We start from the raw sequence: 15,768 nt of genomic DNA on the forward strand, positions 1-15,768 counted from the left end.
ATTCTAATGAAGAGCTTTGTAAATGCAAAGCACAGATTTGCAATCAGAACGAAAAAATAAATAGCATTTCCGCACGGAAATTTAATTATTTACGTCAGTCTTCTTTTTGTGTTCATGAGAACGAAATTGCCAACTCTTCTAGGTACGTTGTGATATTTTTAGCACAAATGAAAATGTCTGGAGAATACGATGAATAGGTTAGTTTTGCTGAGAGGAATTTTAGTTCCATTGTTACTAACTCCAACATTCGTTAGTGCTCATGAAGAAACTGCAATTGAATGTACTGGCACTATTAAAGGTCGCGGGATAAATGCCCCAAAAAATATATTTATACCAAGTGAAGAAAAAATTACCCAACGGTATCTGATCGGTCGGGACTATATCAAAATCCCGATCGATGGCACGACCAAAGACATGACGCTCAATTTATGCAAAGCCAATACGAGTCATTACCAGTTTGCATACAACTGCAAAATTACCAATAAACAACAATTCATTATCGACTGGTTAAATGAAAAAGATTTGGATCCAAGTTCCAGCACATTCTTTAAAAAATATTTAGACAAACCAAATTCAGTCCTTGGTGACCGATTCATTTCATTAGACCGCATCAATTTAAGCATCAATGATGAAGACTATTCTGTACATAGTCGTGCAGACGCCAAATTAATAAACAAAGAAATACATTCGAACACACAAACCTATTTTATTGTTGATGAGTTTAGGGGCAATTGCAAAAAGCTGCAGCCAAAGCTATAAATTTTCAATCGGAGAGCAACCAAATCTGGCCGAATCACTCCCCGATAATTACATACTTGAGAACAGTATTAAATTCAAAAAAATAATTACAACACGCGATACACCGGATAGCGGTTCCATTCCGGTTCACGATAACGCTGACAATGGGTGAAGATGAAATCCAGCACCGCTTCCTGATTATTTAAGAGCTCAGGATGGGATGCCTTCCAGGATTCAAAAGCGGCGCGGGTTTCCGGTTCATCGCGCAGGATTTCTGCGGCGCTGTCTTCAAACACATAATCCGAATACGCTTCTTTTTTCTCCAGCACGCTGTTGAAAAAGCCCCAGCGGAACAGGCTGTCATGCGCTTGAGGTTCCAGCGTTTCCATTACATAGCGTGCCTGATCCTGATGCAGGTGCACCAGATAATCACCGGCCTCGGCATGCAGGGTTTCCACGCTGCTGCGCAGTTCCAGCTGATCATGGAACATATGTCCCTCATACGCATGCGCACGGGTTTGTACACTTTGTATGCGGTATACCTGCACTGTGAAGTCCTGATCTGCACGAAGCCGTTCCGCCTGCACGCCATTCCATTGCAGACGTTCGATCACATGACGCCAGGCTTGCGGAATCAGATAGGCACTCGGGCACTGCACCACCACATCCGCCACGAAGCGGTTGAAATAGGGGATAGGCTTTTGCCAGGGTTGATTGCGGTCATACGACAGGCGCGTGTAATTGCCGATCACGCTGGGGCTGTAAACCGCCTGATAACCACTGAATAAAAAGTGCGATGGCTGTGTGTGATCGGCACGCCATTTAACCGCCACCTGAGCCTGGCTGGCAGCCGCTGCCCGTGCTTCGCGGCGCAGTCGCTGAATTTCGCTGCCATGGCTGACCGTGAAAGTCAGCACACTGTCGACCAGCGCACGCATCGACTCATAGCGATCAGCGTAGGGCTTGAGCATATGCGTTTCCGGCATAAAGCCTATGGTGTGATGCAAGGCGGCATAGCCCGTCGAAAAGCGCGGCGTTTCCAGAAAATCCTCGATGCCGTGATCCGGGATATCTTTGACTGGATTCACATACGGGCAAGTCGGCCAGCCACGCTGCGTCATATCGGCATAAATCGCTGGCAGCATCGTCTGGCTCAGGAAAGGACCGAGGCCATAACCGAGTTTGTCAGCCTGGGTTTGTATCAGCGTCATCGTGTACGCATAATCTGCACCATTCGAGGTGTGGGTATCTACCATCACATCCGGGCTCCAGGCGCTGAAAAAACGATTGAATACCTGGGCATTCAGACTATCGCATTTGATGAAATCGCGGTTCAGATCCAGATGCAGGCTATTGCCACGGAAGCCAAAACTCTCAGGCCCATCCTGATTCACACGCGAGGTATTCTGACGGTTTTTACTGCCATCCACGTTATACAGAGGGATGAACAAAAATACTGTAGAACCAAGCGCAGCGCGGCGTGCAGCATCGGTACAGAAATCACGCACCAGCGCCATACAGCCGTCAACGCCTTCCGGCTCACCCGGATGGATGCCGTTATTATTAAAAAATACTGTGCGGCCCTCTGCCTTTAACTGCGCCCGGTCGAACACACCATCTGCCGTCACCACACCGGCGTGAATAGGACGGCCGGAATCAGACTGACCGATTTCAAAAAAATGCAATGTCTGTGGAAATTGCTGCGCTAGCCTTTGATAAAAGGAGATGCAGTCTTCCCACTGTGTGGTCTGGTTGCGGTTGCCCGCTTCATACGGGGTGATCCAGTCTGGATGTGCGGTGTGAGTATTGCTCATGATGGTAAGTTCGCAAGAGGCAGAAAACCCAGATTCTAGCCCAGATCGGCAAGCCTCAACGGACTGAAGCAGGAAAGTCTGCGCAGGCCAGAACAGCCATGGCATACTGAGCGCAAAAAAAATCTGACTACGGAGACCACCGCATGACCGATGCCGAATTACAGCAATTAAAAGCCAGTTGCCACACGATATTACCTGGCCACGCCCTGCCCTCACCCGCACAAAGTTTTGCTGACATGGCCGCCTGGTGCGAACAGCATCAGATCAGCCATGATGTGTATGGTGAAGGTGAACTGATCCAGTCTTTCGAACAGAAAATCGCTGACCTGCTCGGCATGGAAGCTGGTTTATTCTGCATCAGCGGCACGATGGCGCAAGTGACGGCCTTGCGGCTGGCTTGTGAAGAACGCGGCAGCCCGCTGGTGGCGCTACATCCTAGCTCGCATATTCTGGTGCATGAACGCGCCAATTTTCAAACCCTGCAGCACTTCACCGCGCTCCACACCGGCAATCCTTACCGGCCCTGGGGCGTAGCGGATTTACAGGCGCATGCCGAACAGATCTCTGCGGCCCAATATGAATTGCCTATGCGTGAAATCGGCGGCCAGTTACCTGACTGGGAGGCGCTGAATGCGATCAAGGCGTATTGCCGGAAACAGGATATCCATCTGCATATGGACGGTGCGCGGCTGTGGGAAGCGGCAGCGGGCTATGCGCGTCCATTGCACGAAATTGCGGCTGGTTTTGACAGCGTCTACGTATCCTTTTACAAGGGCATAGGTGGTATGGCGGGCGCGATGTTGTTAGGTCGCCCGGATTTTTTGGCGAAGGCAAAAGTCTGGATGCACCGTCAGGGCGGCAATGTATTCCGCCGCACACCGTATGTGGTGGCAGCTGCTATGCAATTCGATGCCAGACTGGCTGCAATGCCGGCCTGCCTGCACCGAACCCGGCAGTTATATACCATGCTGCAAGCCTATCCGGCGCTGATCTGCAATCCGGCGCAGCCACAAGTGAATATGCTGCATCTGTACTTGCCGGTGGACAGAGCGCGCGCTATCGCCTGGCGCAATCAGGTCGCAGCGGAACACGGTATCTGGCTGTTCAATCAGGCGGTACACACGGCACTGCCACAGCAATGCATGTTCGAATGGGTTGTCGGCGACCAGTTGCTGAATTTGCCCGATGCACAGTTAGTACAGGCTTTGCAGTTACTGGCACAACTGGCATAAGTAGTCAGCCTGCACAGTTTTGCAGGCATTACACCGGTGGCGGCTCTGTCATCAGACTGAGTATGCGTTTGCGCACGAAATCGATATGACTGCGCAAGCCGTATAACTCTTCGGCGTAAGATAAGGGAATACTGATGCGGTTGACCTTATCCTCGATCTCATCCAACCGACTCAGTTGCTGTTGCAGCAGTTGAGTACGTCCACTTGCTGGCAACTCGTCCATCACCTGCTCCACCAGACGTAACTGGCCGTACCAGCGATATACGCGCGAACGGATACGCCATACATACAGCGGCGGAATAATTTTCGACAACGGCAATAACAAGGCACCGAGCGCCACGATCACAAACCACATACGCTCGATGAAATTCGCAATCCAGAATGGCAGATAACGCTGCAGCACCGGTATACCATGTTGATAGAATTTTTCCGCATCAGCAGAGACCGGGATTTCGGTATAACGATCCGAAGGGAATTCAGCACGATGGCTGAGCCAGTCGGCGCGGCTATGGATTTTCTGTGCAGCTTGCAACAGCAGGGCGATCAGCGCCGGATGCAGGCTTTCATGCGCGACCAGGGTCACCGTCGGCGAGATCAGATGATAATCGCGCGCCGGAATATCTTTGCCGATATCGATCATGCCGCGCGCCAGCGTGACCTGGGACAGATAGGGAAAGCGCCGGGTATAGGCTTCGGCCTGCACGAAATCAAACAGACGGATGCCGCTGCTTTGCATCAGCCTTTGCACCAGCGGTGAATCACTGCCTGCGCTGAGTACCAGCACATCGGTATCGCCGCGTAACAAGGCATCAGCCGCATCCTGATCGGGTGAGCGCTGTATCTGTACATCGGCTTCCTGCAAATGATTGGCTGCCAGTATCTGTCTGAAAATACGCCCTATGCCATTGCCCTCGGCACCCAGATTAATGCGCTTGCCTTTAAACTGACTGAGATTGCTAAGTTCCTGACGAGAATGGTAAAACACCCAGATCGGTTCGTAAAACAGACTACCCAAAGAAATCAGGCCCTGCTCCTGTGCACTGTCAGGATCAGTGGAGCCGCTGCGCACGAACCCGACTTCAATTTGCGAATCCGGACTACGGATGCGGTCAAAATTTTCTTGTGAACCTTCTGAAGTCTGCAGCCGCAAGGTGATCTTATTTTTTGCCAGTTCCTGCGCATACAGCTGCGCAAAACGTGCATAGGCGCTGTTGGCCGGGCCGGTCGACATATCGATCACGCGCGGAGGTGCCGGGTCCACCAGCCAGTAAGCGAGGCCACATACCACGACCGCCGTCATAATGAAGGGCAAGGCCGCCAGCAATAAAGCGCGCAGCGAAAACAGGGTGAATTTAATTTTCTGCATCAGTCCAGATCAGTCTTTAGCCTGCAAAGGCGCTGGCACATATTCAGACTGCAGCGCATCGAGGCCGCTTAACATCACCTGAAAAGCGGCATCCACCTGCTGCGGATCGCCCTTCACGCCCAGCTCAATATGACGGCGTTCCGTCGCGGTGGCCACGCTGGGCAGACTGAAGATTTTTATCAAGGGAAAATCCTGCTCCAGCTGTTCCATCAGCGGTGTCAGCACAGATTCGATAGCCTCGTACACCAGTACCGCTTTTTCTGCTTTCGGCTGTTGATGGAACAGATGCGGGTAATGGGTATCCAGCACCCAGTCTATCATCGGCCAGGCCATCACCGGAAAGCCGGGCACGAAGTAATGGTGTTGAATCGCAAAGCCAGGGATATTGTTGTAGGGATTAGGAATCAGCGCCGCACCCTGCGGGAATTCGCCCATTTTCAGGCGTTGTAAATTGTCCGGGCTATCCAGATCTACAGTCTGCCCGGCCTCGGCCGCCATATTCAGTATGCGTTGCTGTATGCAGACTTTCGCTTCAGGATGCAGAACGATAGGTAAGTCCAGTGCAGCCGCTGCACACTGGCGGGTGTGGTCATCCGGCGTGGCGCCAATGCCGCCAGTGGAAAACACGATGTCGCCCGAGGCGAAACTGCGGCGCAAAGTCGCGATGATGCGCTCAGGCTGATCGCCCACATATTCCGCCCAATCGAGTTGCAGGCCACGTTGCTGCAGACTCGCGATCACACGGCTTAAATGTTTATCCTGCCGCTTGCCGGATAAAATTTCATCGCCGATGATAATGACACCAAATCCCATATCGCCTCCACTTTTTCAGTTCAGTTACTCTGTTAATTACGGATAGTAAGAGGCGCTGCATCGCTGACAGCATTGCCGTCATCCAGCACCGGTTCCTGCTTACGCCGGTAAGCCTGCAAAGCAGCCAGGCAGTAATGCTGAAACCAGAGTCCGGTGAAGACAAACACAAACACATATAACCACACCGCGACGCCCGCAATCAGCGGCAGCAACAGGAAGGACAAGACCCCGCCCAGCCATAACAGCCCAGGCGCTACGCCAAACAAACCGGCGATGGTACCGATCAGTATCAGCGACCAACGATGCTCGCGCACCAAGGCACGGCGCTCATCGGCATCAGCAAAATCCGCCAGCGCATCATAGCTCATCACACGGTAAGTCAGCCAACCCCAGAGCAGTGGCTGCAGCACCAGGTTGAGCGGCGGCAGTAACATCAGCGGCAGGCTCAGCAACCACAGCAGCACGAAAATCACAAACGAGCTCATGGAGTGGACTACGCTACCGATTAAAGATCCACCGTGTCTGAGTTCCAGCTCAGGATAATGACGACTGCTGACGTGGCGACCTATCGCAGGCATGGCAAACAAGGCAATGCAACACAGCGCAGTAAATACCATCAAAGGCAGCAGCAACCACATTGCCAGTAAAGGCACCACCATCGCCTTAAAGCTCAGCAGTCCCAGCGCCGCCAGCAACTCACCTGCAGTTTGAAAACTGTTATGGCTGCCCAACCATTGCTGCACAAAGTCGATCAGGGCCTGCAGCCCAAAACCGATCACGACACCCCAGAGTACCAGTGCGGCCAGAAACGGCAGCAGCGTGAGCAATAGCATACGATAGTGCAGCTGGGCGGCGACGGCGCGCCCCCAGGCCAGGCCAACTGCGGCGATATTCATGAATGGCTTTCCTTTTCCAAACCCAGCATACGTCTGATGCCCAGGTATTGCTGAGACCAGAAACCCTGCCCATAGTTTCTGGCACTGCCTTCCGGCGCAGGTAACTGATCCCGGATACCAGTCTGCACAAATTCTTTCTGGAACAAGGCGGTACCAAACAACACGTCCCAAACCGGGAACAAGACCGCGAAATTATGCCCGCCCAGCGTGCCTTTGCCTTCGCTTTCATGACCGATACCGATCGCATGGTGCAAGCGGTGAAAGCGTGGCGATACCAGCAGGTACTCGCCGATTTTTCCGAAATGGATGCGCACATTCGCATGCTGCAGGCTTTGCAGCATTTGCGATGCCATCACCAGCATCACGTACTGACGCGGCTCAACGCCGATCACAATCGCAATCACCCCCATGTAAATATCGCGGATAAAGTCATCCAGCAAGTGATTGCGGTTATCGCTCCACAGATTCAGATTGCGCTGACTATGGTGCAGGCTGTGCAGCCCCCACCACCAGCTGAACTGATGTTCGGCGCGGTGGTACCAATAATCAAAAAAGTCCAGCACCACCAGATAAGCCAGGAACAGCAGCGCCGGATACTGTAAAAAGCCCGACCACAAATGTTCCAGATGCAGCGGATTAACGCCCTGCAGATGCAGCAGCGCGGTGATATGGTCCAGCACCGGATCAAGAATGAAAAACACCGCAATGGAAAATGCACCCAGCCGGTGTAACGCGGTGTAAATGAAATCATTCCAACGCGCGCGCCGGTCGGAAATCGCATGCACCGGAATCCAGGCTTCCAGCGGGCGCAAGACCAGATAGAGCACGATCAATTGCAGCACGCCGAGTACAAACCATTCCACGCCTTCAAAGGCATCTTCGACAAATTCACCCAAGCCCAGAAAAAACATGGCGGGCTGTACGATGGTTTCGAACAGCCAGGCCTGACTATTGGTCAGCAAATCAGAGACATTCATTATTTTTTCAAACGATAAAGTGGATGCTCGCGTAGCGTAGCAAAACAAAAGGATTTCTGCTGCAAGCCCTGAATTAAGGGTTCCAGATTCGCCGGTGCCCAGGGATCGCGGCGTGACCAGATGCCCAGGTGGGCCATCACGATGTCACCATCTTTGAGGTCTCTCAACATGCGCTGCAACAGGCTGGCGTTACTGAATTTCTCACTCGGTAACTCATCCCCGGAAAACCCGGCTGGTGCCCAACCCACATGCGCATAACCACAGGCAGCACCGGCTGCACTCAGACCAGGTGTCAGCTTGCCACCAGGTGTGCGCCAATAGGGGTCCAGATGCTGGCCTGTGAGTTGCAGGAAACGCTGGTCCACCCGCTTCAGCTCTTCGCAGTATTGCGCCGGGGTCCATAGCAAACTCTGCCCGGCCTGCGCGCCGAACTGGGGCTTCAGCCGTATGCGGCCATCCGGCGCATCCGACTGCACATACACGTGATCAAAGGTATGGCTGCCAAAAGCATGGCCATCCGCCACCAGTTGCTTCCAGTAGCCGCCCCATTCCGGCGACAGCGAATAATCGCCGCGCGTGGTCTTCTCATTGGCCAAAAAAAAACTAGCCTTGATACGGTATTTTCTGAGGGTGCTGGCGATGAATTCGGCCTGCGACTGACTGCCGGTATCAAAGGTCAGATAGATGGTGCCACGACAGGACTTGCTGGCCGCGTTGGTGTTGGTGGCATTAGCGACATTGGTGGTGCCAGGCAGCTGCGCATCAGCCGCCGAAGCGGCGACGCTGAAACACAACAGGGCTGCGGCCAGCCCTGCCTTTGCCTTACACTTTGCCTTACATATTGCTGGCGCGGTTCGCAAAATACACACCATGCGGTGAACGGCCAACCGGTATCAGCTTAATCACTTTGCGGCTAGGGATATCAACCACGGCGACTTTCTTAATCCAGCGCAGCGTCGCCCACAACGTTTTGCCGTCTTCACTGACTTCCATACAATCAGGTCCACCCGGAACCGGTATCGAGCCTACCATTTCCAGCGTTTGCTGATCCAGGATGTTAATTTCGTTCGAAGTACGGTTAGACACAAAAATGTGACGCTTGTCACCCATGGCGCGGAAGTTATGGGTACCGACACCGGCCTTGATACGCTTCACCGTCTTCTGCGCGCGCCAGTCGATCACTTCGACATAATCCTTACCCATGATGCCAACCAACAGATATTTATCGTCCGGCGTCATCACGATACCCGCTGGCAGCTTGCCAACCGGAATAGTCCATTTGACTTTTTGGGTCGCCAGATCGATCGCCGACACCTGATCGCTGCCCTGTTGGGTAATGAACACGGTCGTGCTGGCCGCATCAAAGGCCATGTGGCTAGGCAGTTTCGCGAGCGGCACACGGTTCGCCAGTTTCAGGTCCTTGCCGTCATAGCGGTAAAAATCGACGCGGTCCAGGCGCAGGGAATTCGACACAAACCATTTTTGATCCGGTGAAAAACCAATCTGATACGGATCGGCGATATCGCTGATACGACGCTGAATCTGACCGGTCTTAGGATCAAGGAACACCAGTTCATCACCGACCGCATTGGCCACGATGAGCGACTTGTTATCGGGTGTCGCCATCAGATGATGCGGCTCTTTACCGACTGGGAAAGTATTGATTTCTTTATAGGTTTGCTGATCCAGCAAACTGACCGTAGCATCACGGGAGTTAAGTACCACCACCACATTGGCATGCGCTGCAGGTGCAGCAAATGGAACGAGGAAAGCAACCAGTAAAGACGCCAGCAAGGAACGACTACGCATGAAAGAAGACCGCAAATAAATGAATCAAGCTCCCATTTTACCGTGCAAAGACAACATAGTTTTTGTTTCTGTACATGGTTTTTCTGCTTTTGCCGCTAACTTGAGCAAAATCAAGCGCTTATCCCGATAAATTTACCCTATTTCACAAAAATTAGTTTTCAAAACCCGCATAAATACTGGCTGCTGGCAACATTTCGGCCTGCACGCGCCATCTGCTGCGGACTTTTGATCTACAATTGCGCCACATTTTTTAGATTGAGGAGAAACCATGAGCACGATTACTACCGTCAGCGGCTTGCAATATGAAGACAAAGTTGTCGGCGAAGGCGCCGAAGCGCAAGCCGGTAACCACGTCGTGGTGCACTACACCGGCTGGTTGCAAAACCCGGACGGCTCTGCTGGCAAAAAATTCGATTCCAGCAAAGACCGCAACGATCCATTCTCTTTCCCACTGGGCGCAGGCCACGTGATCAAGGGATGGGATGAAGGTGTACAAGGCATGAAAATCGGCGGCACCCGCATCCTGACTATTCCTTCCAGCCTGGGCTACGGTCCACGCGGCGCAGGCGGCGTGATTCCTCCAAATGCCACTTTGATTTTTGAAGTAGAGCTGCTGGGCGTATAAGCCACGGGCCTGTTCGCTCGGCCCTGATGCTGCCGGCGCTTCAGCCACCAGCGCGGAACCAGCAACTCAGCCTCTAAAACGTCTGCCCGTTATGTGCAACTGGCAGACGTTTTTTTTCGCACCTAGATTCAAAATTGCAAAAAAAATAAGTGCATAGACTTTCTGTGCGAAAATCTAATCCTGGTCGCAACTAATTTGCGGCGGAACTACCGGGAGTAAAATTTTAAAACGGGTGCCGACGCCGACTTGGCTGTCGACTTCAATCTTACCTTTATGCTTTTGAATAATGCCATACGACAATGACAATCCTAAGCCCGTTCCCTGACCGATCGGCTTAGTCGTAAAAAATGGCTCAAAAATCCGGTTTTTAATTTCAGGAGGTATCCCCTCCCCTGTATCTGCGAATTCAACGTTGACAAACTTTACTCCATCTATTTCCTGCAGCTCGGTAGAAATTGTAATCGTTCCACGTTCTTTCATCGCATGCGCTGCATTGACAAGCAAATTCATAAATACCTGATTTAATTGAGAACCGATACATTTGACCAGTGGAATTTGGCCATATTTCTTGACCACATCGGCCTTATACTTAATTTCGTTATTTACAATATTCAGCGTGCTGTCTATGCCTTTGTGCAAATCAGTTTCAGCCCACTCTTTTCCACCAACATGTGAAAAATCTTTCAGCGAAGTGACGATCTCTTTGACGCGATTCAATCCGTCTTTAGATTCTTTCATTAACTCAACAAAATCTTCAATTAAAAAATCAATTTCGCCATCGTGCCAAATTTGTCCAAGTTGGGAACGTACATCCGCCTGGAGCCCCTGCTTAAAGGTGATGTCCTTAAACGCATTCAAGGTGTCCAACAATGTCACAAAATAACTTTGTAATGAGCCCAAATTGGAGTTCACAAATCCAATTGGATTATTAATTTCATGCGCAATGCCGGCTGCCAACTGACCAATGGATGCCATTTTCTCTGATTGCAATAATTGGTTCTGTGCTTCCTGAAGCTTATTGATTAATTGTTTTTGATCTGAGCTAATTTTTGTTAATTCAACTTCAGCTTGCGTTCTTGCATCAATTTCATGGCTCAGATGTTGGTTACTCTCAACCAATTGTGCTTGTACATAACGTAACGAAAGATGTGTTTTGACTCGTGCAAGCACTTCCTCAATTTGTATTGGTTTAACAATATAGTCGACGGCACCAACCTTGAACCCATTCACCAAACTTTGTGTATCTGACAATGCCGTCATGAAAATTACCGGGATATGCGACAACGCATCATTGGCCTTTAGTCGCCTGCAAACTTCAAAGCCGTCTATCCCTGGCATCATGACATCAAGCAGTATCAGATCTGGTCTCACATAATCGGCGCGTTGCAGCGCTTCCTCACCATCCTGCGCAACCACTACTTTGTACTTCTGATCTTCCATATAGCCAGCTAAAACTGCAATATTTGCAGGAGTATCATCGACGATCAAAACAGTTGAAAGTTTCATGGTTTTCACCCTTGTTGAATATCGTCTTGAACTAACTTCAAAATCGCCTTTGACTGATAGTTTCTCGCCAACTCCATTAACTTTTCTGCAAAAACCTCATAATCTGCATTCGACACTTTCAAATTTTCAGCCTGAGTCAGAATTTCCCGCATATTGCCTTCACGGGCTAGTTCACGCAGTGACTCCATTTCTTGGCGAGAAGGGAAAACTAACTTTTTCTCAATGACTTCAGCCTGACTATTTTCCTCCTGCTTTTCGTATTTCAGTGTCAACTGAAGAAGCTCAGCTATTTTTTCTATCAATAAAATGAGATCTACGGGCTTACTGATAAATGCATTCGCGCCTGAATCCAGTGACTCTACCTGCTGCTCTCTGGTTACGCTTGCAGAAACCGCGATCACTGGAATATGTCTCAACTCCATGGATTCACGTATGCAGCGAATTGCATCTATGCCATTCATATTTGGCATAAGAATGTCCATCAAAATGATATCGGGAGTATCGTTCTTTGCAGATTCGATGGCTAATTTTCCATCTTCAGCCAAGGTAATATCGAAACCAAGCGCGCTGAGTGAGTCCCTGAGCATGTTACGGTTCACGGCGATGTCATCAACAATCAGTACTTTTTTAGTCACCCCCTGATATCCGATTGGCGTACATGCGATTTCACTTTGAACACCTGCTGCAGAACATGGAGGTAAAACAATTTGGAATGAAAACTGGCTGCCTTTTCCGTACTCGCTGCTGACCTCAATATTTCCCCCCATCATTTTTGCAAGTTGACTGCTGATAGATAAGCCTAAGCCTGTCCCTCCAGCGTTTCTATGTGCATTTCCTACCTGTTCAAATGGTTTAAAAATTTTATTCAGCAGTTCCTTTTGTATGCCTATACCGCTATCTGAGACAGTGAAACGTAAACAAAGCTGTTGGTCTTCTGTCATGTTACTGACGACGCTCAACCCTATGCACCCGGCATCTGTAAACTTCACCGCATTTCCTAACAAATTCAGCAGAATTTGCCTTAAACGCTTACCATCCAGTAAAACGGCTACGGGCAAATTTTCAGACACCTTCAGGTGAAAATCTAAGCTCTTTTGCTCTACTTTAACTTTGATAATATTGACTATTTCATTCAGAAATAAATGAAAATTCACTGGTTCTGGCACCAATTCGAACTTTCCTGCTTCTATTTTTGCAAAATCGAGTAAATCGTTGATCAGTGTGAGGAGATGTTCACCACTTTGATAAATGGTATGAATACCCAACATTTGCCGATCACTCAGATTTTTGTCGCGTCTTAGTATTTGTGAATATCCGAGTATTGCGTTTAATGGCGTGCGCAGCTCATGGGTCATGCTTGACAAAAAAGTACTTTTTGCTTGATTTGCAATATCAGCTTTTTCTTTTGCCACTTGTAATTCGTGAGTTCGTTCTTTTACCAAGTCTTCCAGATGATCCCTGTGTAACTGAAGCTCCTTCTGCGTTTTCTCACGTTCTTGAATATCGTTTTCCAACAAACGATTTTTGGATTCAATCTCTTCAAACAAGGACTGCAATGACAATCGAGTGTGCTCAAGACTGACGCCTAAATTACCCAGCTCATCATATTGAGTCCATTTGAATGGCGTATTTAAATCGCGTTTCGCCAAACTTTCCGATTCATGCATCAGACGTTTTATCGGCGTCAATAAGCGACGCTGCAAGAGTGAAACAATCAACGCTACACTAAGTAATAATTGCGCGCTGATCGTGCCAGCAATCAACCATCGGTCTCGTTTGAACTCTTTATCCAGCAACGCACTGTCCATGTCCAAGCGAACCTTTCCAATTTTGTTCCCTTGATATAACACTTGCTGATCAAGACTGAATAGTTGTCCTTGATGTCTGATAGCTAGTTGTTTAGACAAAAATTCGCGCCCTCTGTTGTCTTCTACAAAAATTCCGACGATACGCTGATCGTTGAACAGAGAGTCAAATAACGACTGACCCGCGCGCGGATTGTAATTCCACAAGGGTTCCTGCATGCCGAGTGCCAGGATATCCAGAGCACGCTTGTGATCCGATTCCATGCGTTGCCGAAGTTCCTGGTGGCGTTTACTTAAAGTCAGCAGGCTACTGACTGACATTGGAATTGTTAAACCAATAACGACCATTAAAATGATCGAAGAACGTAGTTTTAGATGCATTGGAAATATTCCCTATCCCCAAATCAACAGAATATGACGCTATGGGAAATTTAGCATTTATTTAATTAACTAATTAGCCAGGATATGCGCAAAACTGCCCAGAGAAAGCATGGTGACGCCGGCAATACAAAGCACGATAAAGAGCCATGACGCCGCTGGCGCGGTTTTGCGTAGTCCTATTAGTTCATATACTGAGTCTATCGCTTCATTGAGAGAAAATATCTTTAACTTAGGAAAATAAGTTGCAAATAATTATTTATATTTCCGCTCAATCGCAAGATTGGTTCCGTCTTTTTCCATTGCTTGAAGCACTTTGTTCATGTTATCGATGCGTTTTTGATCAATTTTCAAATTGCATGCCAAATACATTTCAGTTTGATTGAACTTAAACAATGGCTTCACACTTTGTGTCATACCTTGCTCCTTGAGAATGTACAAACCCAAGAGTTCTCCGGTTGCCCAGAAGTCAATCCGCTTTGCAATGAGTTTTTTAGGGTTTTCGCCATCGTAGTTAGCAGGGTCTGTTTTAAATCCATTGCTTGCCAAATATTTCTCAACAGCATCATCGTGATAAGTACCAACAACGTAAGAGTGCATAGACTCTAGACTTTTTATTTGGCGCTCATCATCTGCCCTGGCAAAAAAATACCAGTTGTTTTTTACCAATGGCCCCACCCATTTGAACAAAGCCTCTCGTTCCGCAGTACGCGTTGTCGAATACACGCAAGTATCCAGATCCTCTTGCCCCATCTTAAACGCACGTGACCAGGGGTAAGCCTTAATCGTGATCGTTTCGCCAGCTCTGCGCATGAGTTCACGGACTTTATCTGTCGATATGCCGGATATCTCCTGATTTTTAGGATCGACTATATTGAAGGGGGGATAATTTTCGGTAGTAATCACCAAACTGTTTCCCTGAGCTGCGAAACATGAGCCCATAAAAAACAAACAGAAGAAACCCATCACAGTAAGTTTGCGCATATCAACTCCCCTTATCTAGGTAGTATTCAATCAATAATAGATACAATCCAAATGCGACTATTTGATTTGATGCAACAGTATCTATTTCAGTCTAGTGTCTGATTTCGCAAATGCAACTAAGCAGTTAAATTTTTTAACCACAAAAAGAATGAACGCTTTGCGCTGTCTGTCTGCTGTAAATGAATGTGATGGCTGTAGTAAAAATAGTTATTTTTGCACAGACATGCTAAGTTAATCAGAGCAATGCAAAGTGACCCCGTCCATATGTTTAGCCTCGTCACTAACTAGCTCACGTTGAATCACACTTGGAAAGCCGCTATGCCTACACTTCACGCTTCACATCAAGCCACCAGGCTCCATTGTTTCTTGCTCAAAGCAATTGTAATGAGCATCGCAGTATGGTCAGCAACTGCCTGTACTTCTACCACCACGAACTACTACGCCTCCCCCAACGACAGCTTACTCGCAGTTGGTGACACGCCTCCCGACGGATACCCGCGCAGCTACCTCACCAAAGAAAAAAATGGCTGCATAGAGACGACGGAGAGTTGGAAAAAAGAACCCAATTTGCTGATCGGTAAAGTCGCGTGGTTAAAACAGGTCGAGCACAAGACGGTCAGTTGCAGATAAACATAAGTAATAGCTGTGCCAACTACTAAGCTGCCATAAAACCACATACAAAAAAAGCTACCCCATAAAATGAACTGCACCCCAAAAGTTGGACACCCGTCCATACTTTTGGGGTGTTTTCATGAGTAAATATACAAAGCAATTCAAAGTACAGGTTGTTGAGTACTATCTGCAGGAGAACGCTGGCTGCGCTCT

14 protein-coding genes are annotated in these 15,768 nt (G+C 49.0%); 4 read left to right on the plus strand and 10 right to left on the minus strand.

Features of this window, described 5'->3' with window-relative positions; all coding sequences use genetic code 11:
* Positions 1–189 precede the first annotated feature (189 nt).
* Positions 190–759, plus strand: a complete 570-nt coding sequence (locus H8K47_RS16285; RefSeq protein WP_186882450.1) for a hypothetical protein — start codon at positions 190–192, stop codon at positions 757–759.
* A gap of 86 nt (positions 760–845) precedes the next feature.
* Here the strand turns inward: H8K47_RS16285 and H8K47_RS16290 are convergent, their stop codons facing one another.
* Positions 846–2,552 (minus strand): M14 family zinc carboxypeptidase, encoded by a 1,707-nt coding sequence (locus tag H8K47_RS16290; RefSeq protein ID WP_186882451.1) that lies wholly within the window; start codon positions 2,550–2,552, stop codon positions 846–848.
* A gap of 143 nt (positions 2,553–2,695) precedes the next feature.
* Here H8K47_RS16290 and H8K47_RS16295 point away from each other — a divergent pair, with 143 nt between their 5' ends.
* Positions 2,696–3,784, plus strand: coding sequence for a threonine aldolase family protein (locus tag H8K47_RS16295; RefSeq protein WP_186882452.1), 1,089 nt, complete (start codon positions 2,696–2,698; stop codon positions 3,782–3,784).
* Positions 3,785–3,812: 28 nt separating this feature from the next.
* On the opposite strand, the gene H8K47_RS16300 is transcribed toward H8K47_RS16295, so the two are convergent.
* From H8K47_RS16300 to H8K47_RS16325, 6 genes are read right to left on the minus strand one after another with little or no spacing between them, the layout of a single operon-like run.
* Complete coding sequence (locus tag H8K47_RS16300) at positions 3,813–5,150, minus strand: TAXI family TRAP transporter solute-binding subunit (protein ID WP_186882453.1); 1,338 nt, start codon at positions 5,148–5,150, stop codon at positions 3,813–3,815.
* Positions 5,151–5,159: 9 nt separating this feature from the next.
* Positions 5,160–5,963: a competence/damage-inducible protein A gene (locus H8K47_RS16305; protein WP_186882454.1), complete on the minus strand. Its 804-nt coding sequence runs from the start codon at positions 5,961–5,963 to the stop codon at positions 5,160–5,162.
* Positions 5,964–5,995: 32 nt separating this feature from the next.
* Complete coding sequence (locus tag H8K47_RS16310; RefSeq protein ID WP_186882455.1) at positions 5,996–6,859, minus strand: EI24 domain-containing protein; 864 nt, start codon at positions 6,857–6,859, stop codon at positions 5,996–5,998.
* On the minus strand, positions 6,856–7,836 hold the full coding sequence (locus H8K47_RS16315; protein WP_186882456.1) for a sterol desaturase family protein: 981 nt from the start codon (positions 7,834–7,836) through the stop codon (positions 6,856–6,858). The genes H8K47_RS16310 and H8K47_RS16315 overlap by 4 nt, the downstream gene beginning before the upstream one ends.
* Entirely contained in the window at positions 7,836–8,630 is a 795-nt protein-coding gene (locus H8K47_RS16320) for a polysaccharide deacetylase family protein (protein WP_230410230.1), read from the minus strand. The genes H8K47_RS16315 and H8K47_RS16320 overlap by 1 nt, the downstream gene beginning before the upstream one ends.
* A 40-nt stretch (positions 8,631–8,670) precedes the next feature.
* Complete coding sequence (locus H8K47_RS16325; protein ID WP_186882458.1) at positions 8,671–9,645, minus strand: YVTN family beta-propeller repeat protein; 975 nt, start codon at positions 9,643–9,645, stop codon at positions 8,671–8,673.
* Positions 9,646–9,913: 268 nt separating this feature from the next.
* Between H8K47_RS16325 and H8K47_RS16330 the strand changes: the two genes are divergently transcribed.
* Positions 9,914–10,270, plus strand: a complete 357-nt coding sequence (locus H8K47_RS16330; protein ID WP_162021193.1) for an FKBP-type peptidyl-prolyl cis-trans isomerase — start codon at positions 9,914–9,916, stop codon at positions 10,268–10,270.
* 174 nt (positions 10,271–10,444) lie between these two features.
* Here the strand turns inward: H8K47_RS16330 and H8K47_RS16335 are convergent, their stop codons facing one another.
* From H8K47_RS16335 to H8K47_RS16345, 3 genes are all read right to left on the minus strand, one after another.
* On the minus strand, positions 10,445–11,776 hold the full coding sequence (locus H8K47_RS16335; RefSeq protein WP_186882459.1) for a response regulator: 1,332 nt from the start codon (positions 11,774–11,776) through the stop codon (positions 10,445–10,447).
* Between the two features lie 5 nt (positions 11,777–11,781).
* Positions 11,782–13,962 (minus strand): ATP-binding protein, encoded by a 2,181-nt coding sequence (locus H8K47_RS16340; protein ID WP_186882460.1) that lies wholly within the window; start codon positions 13,960–13,962, stop codon positions 11,782–11,784.
* Between the two features lie 252 nt (positions 13,963–14,214).
* Entirely contained in the window at positions 14,215–14,943 is a 729-nt protein-coding gene (locus H8K47_RS16345; RefSeq protein ID WP_186882461.1) for a substrate-binding periplasmic protein, read from the minus strand.
* A gap of 384 nt (positions 14,944–15,327) precedes the next feature.
* Between H8K47_RS16345 and H8K47_RS16350 the strand changes: the two genes are divergently transcribed.
* Complete coding sequence (locus H8K47_RS16350) at positions 15,328–15,573, plus strand: hypothetical protein (protein WP_186882462.1); 246 nt, start codon at positions 15,328–15,330, stop codon at positions 15,571–15,573.
* The last annotated feature ends 195 nt before the right edge of the window (positions 15,574–15,768 follow it).

This window comes from Cognatundibacterium rugosum (assembly GCF_014284365.1).
Classification (GTDB): Bacteria; Pseudomonadota; Gammaproteobacteria; order Burkholderiales; family Burkholderiaceae_D; genus Undibacterium; species Undibacterium rugosum.

What these genes read in the sequence shown, in the direction of transcription:
- H8K47_RS16305 (WP_186882454.1), bottom strand. Translation starts at nt 5,963, where the DNA reads ATGGGATTTGGTGTCATTATCATCGGCGATGAAATTTTATCCGGCAAG.
- H8K47_RS16295 (WP_186882452.1), top strand. Translation starts at nt 2,696, where the DNA reads ATGACCGATGCCGAATTACAGCAATTAAAAGCCAGTTGCCACACGATA.
- H8K47_RS16330 (WP_162021193.1), top strand. Translation starts at nt 9,914, where the DNA reads ATGAGCACGATTACTACCGTCAGCGGCTTGCAATATGAAGACAAAGTT.
- H8K47_RS16300 (WP_186882453.1), bottom strand. Translation starts at nt 5,150, where the DNA reads ATGCAGAAAATTAAATTCACCCTGTTTTCGCTGCGCGCTTTATTGCTG.
- H8K47_RS16285 (WP_186882450.1), top strand. Translation starts at nt 190, where the DNA reads ATGAATAGGTTAGTTTTGCTGAGAGGAATTTTAGTTCCATTGTTACTA.
- H8K47_RS16350 (WP_186882462.1), top strand. Translation starts at nt 15,328, where the DNA reads ATGAGCATCGCAGTATGGTCAGCAACTGCCTGTACTTCTACCACCACG.
- H8K47_RS16315 (WP_186882456.1), bottom strand. Translation starts at nt 7,836, where the DNA reads ATGAATGTCTCTGATTTGCTGACCAATAGTCAGGCCTGGCTGTTCGAA.
- H8K47_RS16290 (WP_186882451.1), bottom strand. Translation starts at nt 2,552, where the DNA reads ATGAGCAATACTCACACCGCACATCCAGACTGGATCACCCCGTATGAA.
- H8K47_RS16325 (WP_186882458.1), bottom strand. Translation starts at nt 9,645, where the DNA reads ATGCGTAGTCGTTCCTTGCTGGCGTCTTTACTGGTTGCTTTCCTCGTT.
- H8K47_RS16340 (WP_186882460.1), bottom strand. Translation starts at nt 13,962, where the DNA reads ATGCATCTAAAACTACGTTCTTCGATCATTTTAATGGTCGTTATTGGT.
- H8K47_RS16345 (WP_186882461.1), bottom strand. Translation starts at nt 14,943, where the DNA reads ATGCGCAAACTTACTGTGATGGGTTTCTTCTGTTTGTTTTTTATGGGC.
- H8K47_RS16335 (WP_186882459.1), bottom strand. Translation starts at nt 11,776, where the DNA reads ATGAAACTTTCAACTGTTTTGATCGTCGATGATACTCCTGCAAATATT.
- H8K47_RS16310 (WP_186882455.1), bottom strand. Translation starts at nt 6,859, where the DNA reads ATGAATATCGCCGCAGTTGGCCTGGCCTGGGGGCGCGCCGTCGCCGCC.